The organism is Polaribacter reichenbachii, assembly GCF_001975665.1.
Lineage (GTDB): Bacteria > Bacteroidota > Bacteroidia > Flavobacteriales > Flavobacteriaceae > Polaribacter > Polaribacter reichenbachii.
Genome location: NZ_CP019419.1, coordinates 3,706,965 through 3,725,108 on the forward strand (window position 1 = coordinate 3,706,965; position 18,144 = coordinate 3,725,108).

Annotated in this window: 17 protein-coding genes; all 17 read left to right on the forward strand. The window is 29.5% G+C overall.

Features of this window, described 5'->3' with window-relative positions; genetic code table 11:
• The first annotated feature begins 5 nt into the window (after positions 1-5).
• The 17 genes from BW723_RS15825 to BW723_RS15905 all read left to right on the forward strand — a co-directional run bounded on the left by BW723_RS15825 (position 6) and on the right by BW723_RS15905 (position 18,068).
• On the forward strand, positions 6-1,958 hold the full coding sequence (locus tag BW723_RS15825; RefSeq protein WP_068357852.1) for a heavy metal translocating P-type ATPase: 1,953 nt from the start codon (positions 6-8) through the stop codon (positions 1,956-1,958).
• A gap of 598 nt (positions 1,959-2,556) precedes the next feature.
• Complete coding sequence (locus BW723_RS15830; RefSeq protein WP_068357850.1) at positions 2,557-2,751, forward strand: helix-turn-helix domain-containing protein; 195 nt, start codon at positions 2,557-2,559, stop codon at positions 2,749-2,751.
• Position 2,752: 1 nt separating this feature from the next.
• Positions 2,753-4,111, forward strand: coding sequence for a DNA adenine methylase (locus tag BW723_RS15835; RefSeq protein WP_068357847.1), 1,359 nt, complete (start codon positions 2,753-2,755; stop codon positions 4,109-4,111).
• Entirely contained in the window at positions 4,108-5,376 is a 1,269-nt protein-coding gene (locus tag BW723_RS15840) for a DNA adenine methylase (RefSeq protein WP_068357844.1), read from the forward strand. The genes BW723_RS15835 and BW723_RS15840 overlap by 4 nt, the downstream gene beginning before the upstream one ends.
• Positions 5,373-7,151 (forward strand): McrB family protein, encoded by a 1,779-nt coding sequence (locus BW723_RS15845; RefSeq protein WP_068357841.1) that lies wholly within the window; start codon positions 5,373-5,375, stop codon positions 7,149-7,151. Before BW723_RS15840 ends, BW723_RS15845 begins: the two co-directional genes overlap by 4 nt.
• Positions 7,152-7,154: 3 nt before the next feature.
• Positions 7,155-8,843 (forward strand): hypothetical protein, encoded by a 1,689-nt coding sequence (locus BW723_RS15850; RefSeq protein ID WP_068357838.1) that lies wholly within the window; start codon positions 7,155-7,157, stop codon positions 8,841-8,843.
• Between the two features lie 370 nt (positions 8,844-9,213).
• The gene (locus tag BW723_RS15855; protein ID WP_068357835.1) at positions 9,214-9,909 is read left to right on the forward strand and encodes an Nmad2 family putative nucleotide modification protein; all 696 of its coding nucleotides are present in this window, start codon (positions 9,214-9,216) and stop codon (positions 9,907-9,909) included.
• 225 nt (positions 9,910-10,134) lie between these two features.
• A complete protein-coding gene (locus tag BW723_RS15860) occupies positions 10,135-10,719 on the forward strand; it encodes a TIR domain-containing protein (protein ID WP_068357832.1) in 585 nt (194 codons plus the stop codon).
• Positions 10,719-11,603 (forward strand): DUF4231 domain-containing protein, encoded by an 885-nt coding sequence (locus tag BW723_RS15865; RefSeq protein ID WP_068357828.1) that lies wholly within the window; start codon positions 10,719-10,721, stop codon positions 11,601-11,603. Before BW723_RS15860 ends, BW723_RS15865 begins: the two co-directional genes overlap by 1 nt.
• 4 nt (positions 11,604-11,607) lie before the next feature.
• Positions 11,608-12,141: a TIR domain-containing protein gene (locus tag BW723_RS15870; protein ID WP_162274047.1), complete on the forward strand. Its 534-nt coding sequence runs from the start codon at positions 11,608-11,610 to the stop codon at positions 12,139-12,141.
• A 185-nt stretch (positions 12,142-12,326) separates the two neighbouring features.
• Entirely contained in the window at positions 12,327-12,899 is a 573-nt protein-coding gene (locus tag BW723_RS15875; protein WP_139059067.1) for a hypothetical protein, read from the forward strand.
• Between the two features lie 20 nt (positions 12,900-12,919).
• Positions 12,920-13,129 carry a hypothetical protein gene (locus tag BW723_RS15880; protein ID WP_068357819.1) on the forward strand — a complete coding sequence of 70 codons (210 nt, stop codon included), beginning with the start codon at positions 12,920-12,922 and terminating at the stop codon, positions 13,127-13,129.
• Between the two features lie 160 nt (positions 13,130-13,289).
• On the forward strand, positions 13,290-14,105 hold the full coding sequence (locus BW723_RS15885; RefSeq protein ID WP_068357815.1) for a hypothetical protein: 816 nt from the start codon (positions 13,290-13,292) through the stop codon (positions 14,103-14,105).
• 148 nt (positions 14,106-14,253) lie between these two features.
• The gene (locus BW723_RS15890; RefSeq protein ID WP_068357813.1) at positions 14,254-16,047 is read left to right on the forward strand and encodes a DUF6119 family protein; all 1,794 of its coding nucleotides are present in this window, start codon (positions 14,254-14,256) and stop codon (positions 16,045-16,047) included.
• 153 nt (positions 16,048-16,200) lie between these two features.
• On the forward strand, positions 16,201-16,695 hold the full coding sequence (locus BW723_RS15895; RefSeq protein ID WP_068357810.1) for a hypothetical protein: 495 nt from the start codon (positions 16,201-16,203) through the stop codon (positions 16,693-16,695).
• Between the two features lie 132 nt (positions 16,696-16,827).
• Positions 16,828-17,199, forward strand: coding sequence for a hypothetical protein (locus BW723_RS15900; RefSeq protein WP_068357806.1), 372 nt, complete (start codon positions 16,828-16,830; stop codon positions 17,197-17,199).
• A complete protein-coding gene (locus BW723_RS15905) occupies positions 17,199-18,068 on the forward strand; it encodes an exonuclease domain-containing protein (RefSeq protein ID WP_068357803.1) in 870 nt (289 codons plus the stop codon). Before BW723_RS15900 ends, BW723_RS15905 begins: the two co-directional genes overlap by 1 nt.
• The last annotated feature ends 76 nt before the right edge of the window (positions 18,069-18,144 follow it).

An 18,144-nucleotide genomic window follows, 5' to 3' on the forward strand; every position in this document is an offset into this window, starting at 1 on the left:
TAATGATGAAAAAAAAGAAAATCAATTTAAGAGATTTAAAACCAAATTCGGAAGAGCAACATAGTCACGATGATGGTCATAATCATAGTGGTCAACCCAATAACTTTAAAGCCTATATACCAGCTATAATTAGCTTTACGATGCTCATTATTGGTATTGCTTTAGATAATTTTGATGTTGCATTTTTTAAAGATTGGCTTCGAATTGTGTGGTATATCATTGCCTATTTACCAGTAGGATTCCCAGTATTAAAAGAAGGTTGGGAAAGTATTAAAAAAGGCGATGTATTTACAGAGTTCTTTTTAATGTCAATAGCAACAATTGGTGCATTCATCATTGGCGAATATCCCGAAGGAGTTGCAGTAATGTTATTTTATGCAGTTGGCGAATTGTTTCAAAATGCAGCAGTCAACAGAGCGAAATCTAATATCAAAGCATTGCTCGATGTAAGACCTAATGAGGCTTTGGTTTATCGGAATAACGATTACATTTCGGTTAATCCCGAAACAGTTGAAATTGGAGAAAAAGTACAAGTGCGTGTGGGCGAAAAAGTTCCTTTAGATGGTATTTTGATTTCCGAAAAAGGCTCTTTCAATACAGCAGCATTAACAGGCGAAAGCAAACCTGACACTATTGCGAAAAACGAAAAAGTCTTTGCTGGAAGTATTAATATGGATAGTGTAATTGAAATTGAAACAACTAAAGAATTTAAGGATAGTTCCATTGCTCGAATTTTGGATATGGTTCAAAATGCGACAGCTCGTAAATCAAAAACGGAATTATTCATTAGACAATTTGCAAGAATTTACACGCCAATCGTTGTGTTTTTAGCAATTGGAGTTACGTTTTTACCGTACTTTTTTGTGGATGATTATGTATTTAGAGATTGGTTGTATCGTGCCTTAATTTTTCTCGTGATTTCGTGTCCTTGTGCGTTGGTAATTTCAATTCCGTTAGGCTACTTTGGCGGATTGGGAGCAGCTTCAAAAAACGGAATTTTATTTAAAGGCGCTTCGTTTCTAGATGCAATGACAAAAATAAATACGTTGGTTATGGATAAAACAGGAACTGTAACCAAAGGTGTTTTCAAGATTAAAGAAATTAAAGCAATTGATTGGGAAGAAACCGAATTTATGAAATATTTGATGGCGATGGAAGAACAATCTACGCATCCAATCGCCAAAGCTATTTTAGAATATAAAGCAAACGGAGCAGATTTTGAGGCTACAGAAGTTTCAGAAATCGCTGGAAAAGGTTTGAAAGGTATTGTAAATGGCAAAACCGTTTTAGTTGGAAACAAAGCGTTGATGACAGCAAATAATGTTGAAGTTTCGAAGGAAACGGAAAACATTGTTGAATCAATTGTTTTAGTCGCTATCGATGTAAAATTTGCAGGTTATGTGGTTATTGCGGATGAATTGAAAGACGATGCAAAAGACACAATTATTAATTTACAAAAAGTAGGCATTAAAAATATTATGATGCTTTCGGGAGACAAAGATTCCATAACTCAAAAAGTTGCTGCCGAATTAAACATTGAAAAAGCCAAAGGCGGATTATTGCCAGAAGATAAACTGAATGAGGTTGAGCTTTTAAAGAAGAATCCCGAAAACAAAATTGCCTTCATTGGAGATGGAATTAACGATGCGCCAGTTTTAGCCGCAAGTGATGTCGGAATTGCAATGGGTGGTTTAGGAAGTGATGTTGCAATAGAAACCGCAGATGTGATAATTCAAACCGACCAACCTTCGAAAGTTGTAAAAGCAATACAAATAGGTCGTTCCACTCGAAAAATTGTTTGGCAAAATATTGGTTTAGCTTTTGGAGTAAAAGTGATTGTATTGATTTTAGGAGCAGGTGGATTGGCGACAATGTGGGAAGCAGTTTTTGCCGATGTTGGTGTGGCTTTATTAGCAATCTTAAACGCTGTAAGATTACAGAAAATGAAGTGGGATTGAGAAATGTTGCGGAAAAATTTGGTGCTAACATTAAAAATCGATTATTGAAAAGCCAACGCTAAAAGCCATACACATTCACAGTCGCATCATCCACGCTTCACCCAAACTGTAAAAGAGTATGTCTTGCCAACGCTTACTTTTGAACTAAATAACAAACATCGGAAAACCAAGCTGAACGTGAAAAGCACTATGCACAACAATGTATATAAAACATAGCTATTATAGGCTTTCCGAGAGGTTTTTACTTCTTTATTAAGTCCGCCAAATTTTTATTTTTGTATATTTAGAAAATAGAAAGATAAACATAAAAAATAAAAATTCGGCTAGTGTTTAATCCGAAAAGTTAGCGTCTATTTATACGCTACGTTTCATATACGGAGACGTTGTGCATAATGCGGAAAATCGAGCAAAACAGTAAATTTTCGTTCTGAAAAGCCAACCGCATAGTCAAGCACATTTCATTTTTTTCGTGCCTCAAAAAATAAAAAGAGCTTGCCTTTCCCCACCACTCACTTTTTAGTATGATGATTTTAATACTCATTTAGTGAGATATTGAAAATAGTTCTTTACATTAGTGGACTGAATAAAAAATTCAAAAATGAACCGAATAAAAGAGGTTTTAGAAGAAAAAGGAATAAAACAAATCTGGCTATCCGAACAGTTAGGGAAAAGTTACAATATGGTTAATTCTTACGCTCAAAACAGAAGACAACCAAGTATTGAAGACTTGTATAAAATAGCGAAAATATTAAATGTAAATCCAAAAGATTTACTAAAAGAAAAAGTAAATTAATTTGGAACAATTAGAAATTAATCAAATAAGTGCGCTAGCAAAACCTATGCAATATCTTGGTGCAAAAAACCGAGTTATTGATTTAATCCTTAGTGAAAGTGAAAAATATATTGAAACAGGTTATGTTCTAGATTTATTTAGTGGTTCTTCAATTGTATCACAAGCTTATAGTAATATTGGTAAAAATGTCATCTCTAATGATGTGCAAAAATTTAGCGGAATTATATCAAAAACCTTCTTGAAAATTGATTTTGAACCTAGCTTTTTAAATTTTCCTCTTGATGTTTTATTTAAAAATTCGGACAATAAATATTTCGGAATTTATAAAGACTGGATAAAAAAAGAAGAAAATTATTTACAAAAAGGAGACACAAAGAGCCTTTTAAATCTTTACAAAAACTTTCCTCTAATATGGAATGGTAAAAAAAACAATTCGGATGAGATAAATAGCATTTTTTCAAAAATGACAATTCATTTAAATAAACCTGCATTTAATATTGCACCTCTATTTACAACAATATATGCTGGAACATATTTTGGAATAAAACAATCAATCCAAATTGACAATCATAGAAGTAGGCTGGAAGAATTACTAAATAATAATGAAATTAATTCTTGGCAATACAATTTAATACTTACTTCTCTGATTAGTGTCATTTCACAAATCGTAAATAGTGCAGGTAAACATTTTGCACAACCAATAAAATTTGAAAATATTCTAAAAAATGATTTATTAGAATCTAGATTGTATAAAAACAGACTAATTGATATCGATACAGCATTATTAGAAAATATTACGAGCAATATTGCTCTCATTAAAAATAATATTTTACCCACTAATAATATAGTCCTTAGTAAAACAATGGAATCAGTAATTAGCGATATAAATGAATTACCAAATATTGACTTAATTTATGCTGACCCACCTTATACTGCTCAGCAATATTCAAGATTTTATCATATACCTGAAATTTTAATTGAATACAAAATACCTGAATTACAAATTCATAGAGATAAAGTAACAACTGGTCTTTATCCATCAGATAAATTCAAATCAAGGTTTTGTTCAATGATAAAAGCACCTGAAGCTTTTTCTGATTTACTTAAATTAACAAAAAAAACAAAGTCAACATTATTATTAAGTTATTCAAAGTCATTATCGGAAGATAATGGAAACAAAAGAATGATTACAATAGAGCAATTAGAAAAGCTGAAAGAAAAAATCATTCCAAATTATCAAATGCAAGTTGTTGAATTAGATTTAAAATACAAGCAACTTAATAACCAAGATGCAATTAATCAAAAAACAGAAAGCATAGAAGTTTTAATTGTTTTTTCTAAAAATAATATCAATCAATGATTCAAAGATATTTAGGAAATAAGGCATCTATTATAGATTCGATAATTGAAGAAGTAGACAATTTGTGTGATAAAGGAGATACAGTTTGTGATATATTCTCTGGAACAATGTCTGTTTCGCTTAACTTAAAACTAAATGGCTACAATGTTATTTCTAACGACATTAATAGTTTTTCTTACGTTTTCGGAAAAAGCTACTTATTGAACAACGAAATTCCCTCAATAAATTTTAAATCACTTAAAATTAATCCTGATGATTTTATCAAAAAATCAAAAAAAATAGTAGCCACATTAGATTCAAACGAAAAGGGATATAAATTTTTAAAGAAAAAAGCATTCAAAAGCAATTTTATAGATTTTATAAATATTCTTCAATATTTAGAATCTATAGACAGGTCGTCAATATCTAAAAATTATAGAGAGAGTTATTTTTTCAATTATTATACTGAAAAAGGCAATGAAAGTAATTTCAAAAGTTCTAGAGGCTCAACTGGAAAAAGAAGATATTTTTCACCAGAAAATGGTATTAAACTAGATAATATTTTAAATAAAATAAGAGAATGGTATCAAGAACAAGTAATTGATGACAATCTATATTATCTATTAATAAGTGTGGTTTTGATTTCGGTTGAAAAAATTAGTAATACTCAAGGAACTTATCACGACTTTATAAGAGAATCCTATGATTCAAGAGCATTAAACACGATTAAACTACTTCCCCCAAAGTTTGACTTTATATTATCAAATTTAAATGGTCATCAAATTGGAAAGGAAAGAGATTCACTTGATTATATAAAAGAAATCCCAAGACATAAAGTTTTATATATTGACCCACCATATAATTTTAGGCAATACACTTCTTATTATTTTATGTTGAACCTAATCTCTGACTATTGTAAAATAAATGATTTACAAGATTATTTTAATAAGACGAAATTTGTTAGAGGTCAGAATATGGAAAAAGATTTTTCTTCTACCTTTTGTAAAAATGCACTTTTTATTTCTTCATTAAATGAATTAATTAGTAATGCCAAAACAGAATGGATAATTATGAGCTATTATAACGGTAGAAATCATAAATCTGGCAACAATGGAGATAAGGAAGGAATATTAGATGATTTAGACACCTTTTTTAATTCAGACTTATTTGAAGAAGGCTCGTTACAAGTTAAAAATATTGAAAGAACAAATTATCAAAGTTATGGTGGTCATAATGCCCAAAAAGTTAATGAAATACTATTTATCGTAAAAAAGAATAATATATGAACTGGTTAAAATTAATTAATAATGAAGCCTTTAAAGAATGGCTAATAAATACTGGTAGTTCATCAACACTACCTCAAGGAGATTTTAGATTAGACCCTTTTGGTTCTTCATTGCGTAAATTTAATAATGCTCATAGCTGGTTAGAAGTTCTTGCTAATACTGGTGTTTTTACACCAACAGGAAGAAAAAGTCAAGCTATTTCAGATTTAGCATCTGCTGAATTATTAAAGTCTGATGAAAATTTCTCAGATTTTGGTAAATTAGTTTATGATAAATGGGTAGAATATTCAATTCCAGCGGGAAATTCCAACTATGAAATCCATAGGTGTTTATTAATTATTTCAGCTTCATTTAATGAATCAAGTTCTGTTTATAAAGATTATTATTCTAGATGGTTAGAATTAAGAAAAATCTTTAGTTTCAATTTCCTAATTACCAATAAAGTTTATTTATATCTATTTTCTTATTTAGACAAAGATGCTATTGGTTTTAATCCATTTCAATTTATTAAATCTTTAAACTTATCTGAAACAGATTTTGCTTCAACTGTAGATTGGTCATCAATTAAAACCCATTATAGTGATGCAACTGTCAATACTGCTGTAGATAAATACGAATCAACAATAAACGGTTATTTATCTAGAGAAGGTCGTTCAAGTATGTGTATTGCTATGGAATTATTTAACAGCAATCAATCAGAAAGAGAAACTATATTAACTGAAATTGGAATAACCAGTCCTGAATTAGATGTTTTAAATAATATATTAACTGATATAAAACCAAGTATTAGTGTATTTCAAAGAATATATTATGGTGCACCAGGAACTGGTAAATCACATAAAGTTAAAGAAATTTTAAAAGGAAAAGAAGCTAGAACAGAAAGAGTAACATTTCATCCAGAATATGATTACGCTTCTTTTATCGGAGGTTTCAAACCAATATCTGAAAAAGATCCAGTTTCTGGATTAGATGAAATCAAATACAAGTTTGTTCCACAAATATTTACAAATATTTATATTGATGCTTGGCAAAATCAGTTTCAAGATTATTTCTTAGTAATTGAAGAAATTAACAGAGGGAACTGTGCTGAAATTTTTGGAGATATATTTCAACTATTAGATGAAGGTTATGAAATTACACCTTCAAATGAATTAGCATCACATTTAACAAAAGAGTTAACTAAAAAAGGCCATAATGGATTTACAAATGGTAAAATGAAGTTGCCATCAAACTTGAGTATTTTAGCGACTATGAATACTTCTGATCAATCTTTATTCCCTATGGATAGTGCTTTCAAAAGAAGGTGGGATTGGGAATACATTCCTATCTGTTATACGCCAATTGACGATTTTAAAAAGAAAAATGAGTCATTCGATTTCAAAATTGATATAAAAGATGGCAATGAGTATAGCTGGATTAAATTTATTGAAAAAATAAACTTAAATCATATTAAAAACAATCAGTCGTTAGGTATGGATAAATGTATTGGTAATTATTTTATAAAACCGGATACAGATAAAACAATATCGTTAAATCCATTTATAAATAAAGTGATTTTCTATTTATGGAATGATGTTTTCAAGGATGAAGAAAATAAGGTGTTTGAAGAAAATACTACCTACGAAGATTTCTTTCCTATGAATACAAATGGTAAAACTAAAATCAAAGAATTGTTCGACAGAATTGAATTGAAACCAATCCAAAGCTTGGAAATTACAGAAGATGATACCCAACTTAGGCAAGTAGCAGAAGATAACGAAGGAATTGATTCTTAAATAATGAAAATTCTAATTGAAAACGAAATATATCCGATTGAATTACTTCAAGAATTATTCGCTGACCCAAAATTTTATAAACAAAATGGTTTAGATGGGACAATTACTTCTGTAGGATATTACCATTCTTTCGAGAAAAATAGTTTGGTGTTTATGTTACCAAAAGTTTTTATGAAGGAAGAAGATAAAACTGTTTTTGGTTGTTCAAAAAAAGAATTAGTAGATTTAATTTTAGATGAATCCATAAAACATAAAACACAATATAATTGGGTTCGCCAATTATCCGTACATTTTTATAAAAGTCTAATTGAGTTCAGAAAGAGATACGATGATACATCTATAATTCATAATATCGAAACTTTTGAATTAAACACAAATTTAAACCTTAAAGAATATTCTTATCTAGACCTATTACTGTCTTTCGTAAATTTTTACAAAAAGAATAAAAACCATATTTTATATAAACATATTGAGTACAATTCAAACCAAGCAATAAAACCAAAATGGGAAAAAACGATAAGAAAATCATTACCCATTCTAAATTCAAATAATATACCTATCTACGTTTCAATAAAAAATAAAAGAAAAACTGTAAATAAAGAAGAAGAATTATTGACATACTTTTTTTCTATTCTAAACAACTTCAACCACGAACATAAACTTAATTTAAGAATTGATAAATCATTTTCAATAATAAAGGGTAAGTCATTTAAAAATCTTCAATCAAATGGTCTTTCTAAACTACGAAAAATCAAGTATCGATATTTTAATGACACTTTAAAGAGAATGTATGCCTTATGTGAAATATATTTTTCTCAAACAGATAAGAGTAGCTCAAAAAGAAAAAGGGAGGATTTTTTATCGGTAAATAATTATAATATCGTATTTGAAGATATGGTAGATAAATTATTCTCTGACGAGTTAAATGATACTGAAGTAAACAATGTATCACTTAAAGATTTGAAAAAAAATGACGATGGGAAGATAATTGACCATATTTATGACTATCAGTCCATTATAGACACTAGCAATATTTTTTATATTGGAGATTCAAAATATTACAAATCAAATAGTGAAGCAGGGAAATTATCTAAATATAAGCAATTCACGTATGCGAAAAATGTTATTCAGTTCAATATAGATTTATTGAATGAAGATAAGGATAAGCCTTATAAAAAGGGTATTAAATATAGAGACGAAATAACAGAAGGTTATAATATTACACCTAACTTTTTCATTTATGGTTATATAGAAGATGAAGATAATTTTGATGAACACTTGATTGAAAAAAAGACAGAATTACCAATCAAATCTTATCATTTTAAAGATCGGTTATTTGATAGAGACACGCTTTTTGTTCATCAGTATAAAATTAATTTTTTGTACGTTTTAAAAGCATACACTAGTTTTAATTCAACAAATACTCAAGAGTTCAGAAAGGAAGTAAAAAGAGGCTTTAGAAAACATTTTATTGACTTTTTTAATAATTCTAAAAGCTGTGAGTTTGAGTTCTATAAATGTAAATCTAAAACAGAAGAAAAATATAAATCTATTGTAACGGACAATTTTAAATCCTTAAATGGTAAATGTTATGTGAATATGGAAAATGAATTAATTTTAGCGAAACATATTGAAGACACTATAGTTAAATCTATTATGGACGAGTTTGAAGTAATGACTGAATTACTATAAATAAGCCAACACTCAAAGCCATACACATTCGCAATTCGCATCAGCCAACGCTACGCCAAAAATTGCAAAAGAGTATGTCTTGCCAACGCTCAATTCCGAACTAAACAAGAAACATCGGAAAACCAAGCAGAACGTGAAAAGCACTATGCACAACAACGTGTATAAAACATAGCTATTATAAGCTTTCCGAGAGGTTTTTACATATTTACAAAGTACGCCAAATTTTTTATTTGGTTATATTTATAAAAGAAAATTAAACATAAAAATAAAAAATTCGGCTCGTGCTAAATCTGAAAAGTTAGTGTCTATTTATACGCTACGTTTCATACACAAGACCGTTGTGCAACATACCCAAAAACCGAACTAAAATTTGACAAGAATATACTCTTACGTACTTAGATTTGATGACGGTGCTGCGCCAAATCCATTTTGGAAAATCTGCACTTTGACAATTTGTAAACCTGCAATAAGACGAACAGCTCGAGTTGGTGATTGGGTTATCGGAACAGGTTCAAAAAACTCAAAACTTAAAGACGGAAAAAAATATGATTTATCAGATAGCTTAGTTTATGCAATGCGAATTACTGATAAGTTAACTCTTTCTGAATATAACAAATTTTGCTTTGAGAAACTAACCGAAAAAATCCCATCTTGGTTTAGTAAAGATTGGCGGAAAAGAATGGGAGATTGTATTTACGATTATTCTAAATCGGACGAGCCAACTTTAAGAAAAGGAGTTCATAATGAATTAAATGTAAAGAGAGATTTAAGCGGTAATAATGCTTTATTATCAACTGAATTTTATTATTTCGGAGAGGAACCAAGAGTAATTCCCGAAAACCTTAGGCGGATTATAAAGAAAAATCAAGGACACTTGAGAATTGAGGACTTAAACATACTGACTGATTTTGAAAGTTGGATAAGCCAGTTCAATAAAAATAAGATTTACGCTGAACCACAACTCGGATTTGAATTTAAGCTTGAACCGAGCGAAGAGCAAATAAACAAGTGCTCGACAAGACATAAGGAAACTGACAAAGACGAAATTGAAGAAACAATATGTTAAGAAAGTACGTTGCACAACACGGTGTATAAAACATAGCTAATAAGTGCTAAATCGAAAGGTTTGTGTATATTTAGAAAGTCCGCCAAATTTTTAATTTGGCTTTTAAAAAAGAAAAATTAAAAAACAAAATATAAAAATTCGGCTCTGTGTTAATCCGAAAAGTTAGTGTCTTTTTGCACGCTACGTTTCATACACAAGTCCGTTGGCAGTAATTAAACCAAAACTATGGCACATAAATGTTTTATAACATTCAAAACAGAGGATATCGCTTATAAAGAATACATAAGAGATGAAATGCAAGTTGATATGATTGATAAATCTTTAAACGAACCTATAGATTCAGATAATGAAGATTATATAATGAGAAAAATCAGAGAAGATTATCTTTCTGACTCAACAGTTACTATTTGTTTAATTGGAGCCAATAGTAACGAAAATTTAGGTTGGAATGAACAAAGATTTATAAAACGAGAACTACAAGCATCTCTTTATAATGGTCAAAATAATTCTAAAAGTGGAATTTTAGGTATTGTTTTACCTTCGATGTATGATACTATTTATACAGGTTCTGGAAATTGCGATACTTGTGGAAAATCACATATATATGTTAACATAAAAGATTCAACGATAGTTAAAGAGTTCAGTTATAATTACTACATTCCAAATAACAAATGTGCTTGGTCTGAAGATGATAGATATTGTGTATTAGTTAAATGGGAAGATTTTGAAAAAAACCCAAATAATTACATAGACAAAGCTTTTGACAAAAGAACAAGCGATATTTCAAGTAAAACTAAAGTTAGACCATAATGGAATTCAAAGATTTCCCAGGCTTATATCAGGCATCAGATACAGCGTCCTTATCCGCTCAAAAGAATTACAAAAACATTATAGCATATGACTTAATAATGATGATTGTTGCGTCAGGACTTGCTATCTATAATTACAAACAAGTAGAACCAAAACTCTTCGTGTATGTCATTTCAGGAATATTTTTACTAATCAGTTTTACTTTAACATTAATCATTAGAACAAAAAAATTTGAAGATATTTGGTATCAAGGAAGAGCACTTGCTGAATCTTGCAAAACCCTCTCTTGGAGATTTATAACTTGTGCAAAAAGTTTTGAAAGCAATTTAACAAAACAAGAAGTAGAAGACTATTTTATAACTAGAGTAAAAGAATTAAGCAGCGAATTTAAAGACTTAAATGAGTCTTTAAATGCAAAAATCGTAGTCCTTCCTATTATTACAGATAAAATGTGGGAAATTAGAAATTTAAATACATTAGAACGAAAACAGTATTATATAGAGAAAAGAATCAACGAACAAAAAGATTGGTATGCGACTAAAGCTGAGTTTAATAAAACCAAATACAATAATTGGTTTTATGTAATAATTGCTTCACAATTAATCGCTATTATAAGTGTTGGATTCTTAATAAAATATCCTAATTCAAATTGGAATTTTGTAGGTTTATTTACCACAATTTCTGCTTCTGCTATTAGTTGGCTTCAGTTGAAACAACATCAAGAATTAAAACAAGCATATACGACTGCCGCACAAGAATTAAATTTTATTCAAGCCTCATTTGGTAATATTAACACAGATACTGAATTGGCTGAATTTGTACTTGATTCTGAAAATGCTATTTCTCGTGAACATACATTATGGCAAGCTCAAAAACAAAAATAAATTAATGAATAATAACAATAATAATTCCTCTTGGTTACCGCTAATAATCTCAATTGGTGGTATTTTACTTTTTGCTCATCTTATTTCTAAATTAATTGATTATTTAATTGGTAATGAATTTAGCGAAGAAGATGACTATCTAGAAAAAAGAAAAAAAAGAAAACCTAGAATATTTGTAAGCCATTCTTGGAAACATAATAAAGATTATAATAATCTAATTAAAGGGTTTGAAAAACAAGGTTTCGATTATTACAATCACAGTATTTCAATAGACAAAGCAGAGGATTTGAAAAATGAAAAAGAAATCGAAAATAAAATCAAAAACCAATTATTATACAGTAGATGCTTATTAGTTTTAGGAGGGAGTTATTCAAATAAGTTTTGGATAAAAAAAGAAGTGGAAATCGCAAAATCTCTTGGAAAAAAAGTAATTGCAGTAAGACCTTGGAACACCAACAGTATTCCGAAATATTTAGAAAAATCTGCTGACGAAGTAATAGGATTTAATTCAAAAGCCATAATTGAAAAAATAAAATAACTACTGCCAACACCGTATATAATTTATTGCTGGTTCTAGCCTACTTACGAAAATCCTCGCGGATTTTCTATTCGGTTTTTATTTGCTAAATTACGTGCTTAACCACGCAACAAACCATATACAAACACGTTGTGCAACATTAAAAAAAAACATCGAAAATAAAACAAACTAACGACTAAAATTCAATGACAGCGACTGAATATCAAAATTTATTAACGCCAATAATGACTGAAAAATTTGAGAATTTAGAAGTGGTTAGTGAATGGAGAGCTTTTACAGGAATGAATTATCAATATTCACCGAGAGTTGATATTGCTGTTGGACCATTTAGTGTTGCGCCTGGACCAAATAGAACTGCGGAATATAATGAAATAATCCAAAGACCTTTAATAGAAAGTTTTCTACGTAACATTTATGATGCTCATATCGAGAATATTGGAGAAGAATGGTTAAATGAAATTAATATTCCAGATTTTGATATTTTAATAAGAAAGAATAAAAATGCAAGGTGTTTAATGTCCATAGAAATTGAAAACAGTAGCACTCGAAAACATATTATGGGAAGTATGATTAATGCAGCTTCATTGGGAAGAGTTGGAATTGGAATTGCCTATAACGATAGCGTATTAAGAACTTTTATTAGAATGCTAAATTATATGGGATTTCTTAAAAGAGTTGAGAAAAATGCTTATGATACTACCAATTTTTTAATTGTGACAAAGGAGCAATTTCAAGAAATTGTAAATCAAAATATTTAACAAAATTAAAATCAACAGAGATGGATTTAAGAAAAATTGCACGAAACCTTGAAAGAGAAAGATGCTCAAAACATAACGAAAAACCAAAAGCAACACCTAAAAGAGATTCTATAGATATATCTTGTTGCTGCGAAGAATTTAGAACAAAGCTGACCAATAAAATGTCGTCAGAAATTAAAAAAGAAGTTGAAAACGATTTAAAGAAAGCGTTTAAAGGTTTCGGAAAATAACGTTGCACAACACCGTATATAATTTATTGCTAGTTCTAGCCTTCTTACGAAAACCCTCGCGGATTTTCTATTCGGTTTTTATTTGCTAACTTTAGTGCTTAAACACGCAACAAACCATATACAAACACGTTGTGCGTCATTATAAAAAACCGATAATTAAATGAAAATTGAGAAATATAATCAAAGACTTCTCGCCATTTTGGGTACAATAGGAGTGATTTTTCTGATAGTTGCTTTAATAGCATTTATATCAATAACCATTATGGAACACAGAAGATATGATGACGACATTGAAACTGGAATTTTATCTGATGAAAAAATTGAAGAATTACAAAAAGAAAATAAACGTGAACAGGTAATTTCATATGAGAACCCACGATTGATTGACACACTTAATTCTGTTTATATCATCCCTGTTTCACATAAAACTTTGAATGAAATAGAAGACATTGGCAAAACACTTAACGCATTTTCTTCTGCCGACAGTTATGAAAAAAGTGATTCTCGTTATTCTTCTTATCATTATGGAGCATTCAACAATTTGATTGTCTACGATTCAAAAAATAGAGCAAACAAAAGTTTATTTGACAAAAGAGTGAATTTCAATCAAATAAAAGCAGAGTACTTTGAAGATGATATTCTTCTATTAATGAAAGTTTCCGAAAAAGACACATATAAAGATGGAGTAATAAATCTTTTGGACTTTAAAAAACTATATATCTACTCATTTGAAAAAAAGGTATTAAAAAGCATTGGAATTGATGGAATGGATGTTGTAAGCTATAAGTTTATAGACAATGGAAAAGATTTGACAGTACGATTTGGCGTTGACAAAAATGATGATGGACAATATGAAGAACATAATGAGCCGACATTGATAAAAAGATATGACTTTGAGAGTGAAAAATTGACAGATATTGTGGATAAAAAAATCGACTCTGAATTACAGCAAACACTTGAAGGAACTAAAAAATAACGAACGCACAACAATGGCTATAAGTAATTGCTGGTTCTCGCCTACTTCTGAAAATCCTAGCGGATTTTCAGCTTGGTGTGTACTTGCAAAGTTGAATGCTACCCCACGCAACTACTCATAGCCGAGACCGTTGGCAATAATTTGAAAAATGAAATTCGATTCTAAAAAAATAGATTTAAAAATTTTTAAACTCAACAATACATTTTATGAGTTTAAAGACAAATCTACAATTGAAAGAATTAAATTAATCGAAGACAACCATCTTAAAAAATTACGCCTTAAATATGATTTGGATGAGCACCATAAACTAAGACCTGTAATAACACATTCAACTGAAGAAGATGGTTTTGAAATTTGGAGTTATTGTTACAATCAACCGAAAGACCAGTTTTATTGGAAACTTTTCCTGCCTGAGAAACTAAGCGAAGGACAAAACTTTGAAATAATAGAATTTTCTTTTGTCCTATTCATAAAATACAAATCAAATATATATTGTGTTATTGGCGGAAGTGGAATGAGTGTTATTAGAAAGTATATTGACCCAGATTTTGGGATTAACCTCTATCAACATTTTGCAAAACCAACTGAGGATATTTTGATTGAATTAAATGCTCGTGGAATAGCAAGTAATATTTCTCAGAAAAGACATACTTATAATTTAAACCAAACTATATCAGAAACTCTAGAATATTCAGAAATTCCAACAAAAATAAAACTTGTTCTTCGCAAAGAATTAAAAGATTCTATTTTCAAAAAATACAAACTTGGTACAGATAGAACTCTTCTTGAAGTCGGGTCATATTTTTATTTAAGAAAAAGAATAAATTTTGAGGAACTAAAACAATTAATCATTGATTTAGATAAAATCCTTAACGATGACAACTTCACCCAATTAACACTTTTCCGAAAAATAGACGATGAAAACTTAGTTAATGAACTTGATAAAGTTCTACAAAATAGAATAATAGATGATGTAATAAAATTAAGTACATCTTCTCGAAACACAATTCAAAAAGATATACTTGAAGTCGTTCATCCCTCTAAATTAGAAAGGTTTTATGAATGTAATAATTACATAATCAAAGCTAAATATTCTCGTGGTAAACACGATATTGAAGTTAACGATAGACAAGAGCTTTATATAAAATCAATTGAGCATATTAATAACAATTCAGACGACCTAACAAATCGTTTTGAAATTGGAAAAAAACTTTTCACGCTTGGCATTGTAGGTCGTGTTAATGATAAAGAATTGACTTATGCCAATTTTTATGCTCATATAATTGCAGAAATTGAATACTTAAGTCAAAAATATTTTCGGATAGATGGGAACTGGTATTTTCTAAAAGATGAATTTCTTGAACTAATGAATTCTGATGCAATCGACTTTTATAGAAAATATGAACTAAAAGAAAATATTTTAAATAAATGGGAAGATGGAGATGATGAAGACACCTACAACTTAAGTCATAAAAATGATAATTACTACGTTTTAGACAAAGTAATTGACAGCAATATTGAACTTTGTGACCTTTTGATAATAAAAGATGATATAGCTTATTTTGTGCACGTTAAAAATGGTTTCAACACAAAAATGAGAGATTTATATGTACAGGTAATGCTCTCTGCTAAAAGACTTTCAACTGATATTAAAAATAATAAGTCTAGTAGTTACTTAAAAAAGACTTTACAAGCCTATAAAAAGATAAACAAAAAAAAGGGACTAGACGTCAAAGAATTAGCTAGAAAAATTTTAGAAAAGGAATATGAGATTGTCTACGTTATGGCTTTTAAGAACAACTATAGAAAGTCTGATACCATAATTGATAAAATAAATAAGAGTAAATCTAATATTGCTAAGTATTCAATCGTTCAAACAGTTAAGGAAATGCAAAGGTTGAACTTCGGAATTAGACTAAAAGACATATCTGAAATTAAATAAAAACTATTGCCAACACCGTATAAAATTAATTGCTAGTTATAGCCTACTTACGAAAGTCCTCGCGGACTTTCTATCTGTGATTTATTTGCTAATTTTAGTGCTTAAAACACGCAACTAATCTTATACAAACACGTTGTAGCCAATTTAACCGAAATGCAGAAAACAGAAGAGTTTATTGAAAATAGAATTAAATGGCGAGCTTCAAAACACGATTTGCCGAATAAAAATGTTCATTTGTTTGAGAATTTAACGGCTGATAAAAAAGCGGAATATTTAACTCAATTCAATGAGAATTATTGTGGAAAAATAATTTTACTCTTTACTGATTCAAAAAAGCACTGGACAGCAATCGGAACAAAAAAAATCATTGGTTTTGACGGAACTGAATTTAACTCTATCGAATTGAATTCTATAAAAGATGTTGATTCTAAAAATCGGAAAGAATATTTCGAAAAAGCTGAAGCTGGCGAAACAAAACTCAAGAAAATCAAAAAACGAAATGAATCTGAATTGTTAATTACGGAATTTAATGGAAAGCAAACTATTTTCCTTACGAAAAAAGGAAGTGACTTATTCTCGTTATGGAATATAATGAGGATGATTGAACAACTGAATAAAAAAACTGGCTACAACACCGTGTATAATTAATTGCTTGTTTTAAGCCTACTTACGAACATTCCTGCGGAATATTCTATCTGTGATTTATTTGCTAACTTAGTTCCATAAATCACGCAACTAACCATACACAATTACGTTAGGCAAAATTAAAAACCAACGACAATGACAAGAATTTACAGAAGTTTTTCAGAACCTGATAGAGAAAACCTGACTTGGGAAGAAACTTGGAAACAAGAAGACAAAGGCTTGATAAAAAATTATGAAGTTGGTAGAGCATTAGCAATAAAAGAACCTGAATTAGCAGAAAAAGCAAAAAGAGGAGAATTACCAGTTCTTGGATATAAAGGCGGAGTTGATAAAGCTTTAAAGAAAAAGGAAAAAATTGGAGCATTGAATTACATCGCTAAATGGCAAGCACTTCGAGGAGAAGATTTGAACATTGATATGAATGAGGAAATGGTTTTGATTTGTACAAAAACAAAAATGATAGTAACATTTACAATGGATTTAGAAAAATTAAAAAATGCTAACTAATGGACTTTTTAGCTATTGACGTTGAAACTGCTAACTCTGATATGGCATCAATTTGTCAAATTGGATTTGTGGTTTATGAAAACGGTCAAATAAAGAAAGAATGGTCAAGTTTAATCAATCCAGAAGATTATTTTGACTTTTGGAATGAGTCAATACACAACATTACCGAAGATGATGTAATTGAGAGCCCGAAATTTCCAGAAATATATGAGGTTCTTAAACAAAATTTAGAAAATTATGTTTGTGTTTGTCATACTCATTTTGACAGAGTTTCAATAAATAGAACTTGTGAAAAATATGGACTTCCTGCAATCCAAAATAATTGGATAGATACAGCAAAAGTTGCTCGAAGATGTTGGAATGAATTTGCATATAAAGGTTACGGACTTGCTAATGTTTGTAAAAAATTAGGCTATTCATTCAATCATCACGATGCTTTGGAAGATGCAAAGGCTTCAGCTCATATTTTAATTTCTGCAATTAAAGAAGAAGATAACACAATTGACGAATGGATAATAAGAGTTAACAATCCTATTTTAGCTAATGCAAAAACTTATAGCAAATCTGTTTCAAAAGAGGGAAATCCTGATGGAAATTTGTTCGGAGAAGTTTTAGTTTTTACAGGTTCATTACAAATTCCGAGAAGAGAAGCTTCTGTGCTTGCATCTGAAATTGGTTGCAATGTTGTGAACAGCGTAACGAAAAATACAACACTTTTAGTTGTTGGAGACCAAGACATTAGCAAACTTTCGGGAAAAAATAAAAGTTCTAAACATTTGAAAGCTGAAGAATTGAAAATAAAAGGACAAAATTTACGAATATTAAAAGAATCTGATTTTGTTGCATTATATGAATCGAATAAAGAATAAATAACTTTGCCTAACACCGTATATAATTTATTGCTTGGTTCTAGCCTACTTACGAAAATCCTCACGGATTTTCTAT

Coding starts and splice junctions, on each gene's coding strand:
- BW723_RS15825 (WP_068357852.1), top strand. CDS start 6: ATGAAAAAAAAGAAAATCAATTTAAGAGATTTAAAACCAAATTCGGAA.
- BW723_RS15830 (WP_068357850.1), top strand. CDS start 2,557: ATGAACCGAATAAAAGAGGTTTTAGAAGAAAAAGGAATAAAACAAATC.
- BW723_RS15840 (WP_068357844.1), top strand. CDS start 4,108: ATGATTCAAAGATATTTAGGAAATAAGGCATCTATTATAGATTCGATA.
- BW723_RS15845 (WP_068357841.1), top strand. CDS start 5,373: ATGAACTGGTTAAAATTAATTAATAATGAAGCCTTTAAAGAATGGCTA.
- BW723_RS15850 (WP_068357838.1), top strand. CDS start 7,155: ATGAAAATTCTAATTGAAAACGAAATATATCCGATTGAATTACTTCAA.
- BW723_RS15860 (WP_068357832.1), top strand. CDS start 10,135: ATGGCACATAAATGTTTTATAACATTCAAAACAGAGGATATCGCTTAT.
- BW723_RS15865 (WP_068357828.1), top strand. CDS start 10,719: ATGGAATTCAAAGATTTCCCAGGCTTATATCAGGCATCAGATACAGCG.
- BW723_RS15870 (WP_162274047.1), top strand. CDS start 11,608: ATGAATAATAACAATAATAATTCCTCTTGGTTACCGCTAATAATCTCA.
- BW723_RS15875 (WP_139059067.1), top strand. CDS start 12,327: ATGACAGCGACTGAATATCAAAATTTATTAACGCCAATAATGACTGAA.
- BW723_RS15880 (WP_068357819.1), top strand. CDS start 12,920: ATGGATTTAAGAAAAATTGCACGAAACCTTGAAAGAGAAAGATGCTCA.
- BW723_RS15885 (WP_068357815.1), top strand. CDS start 13,290: ATGAAAATTGAGAAATATAATCAAAGACTTCTCGCCATTTTGGGTACA.
- BW723_RS15890 (WP_068357813.1), top strand. CDS start 14,254: ATGAAATTCGATTCTAAAAAAATAGATTTAAAAATTTTTAAACTCAAC.
- BW723_RS15895 (WP_068357810.1), top strand. CDS start 16,201: ATGCAGAAAACAGAAGAGTTTATTGAAAATAGAATTAAATGGCGAGCT.
- BW723_RS15900 (WP_068357806.1), top strand. CDS start 16,828: ATGACAAGAATTTACAGAAGTTTTTCAGAACCTGATAGAGAAAACCTG.
- BW723_RS15905 (WP_068357803.1), top strand. CDS start 17,199: ATGGACTTTTTAGCTATTGACGTTGAAACTGCTAACTCTGATATGGCA.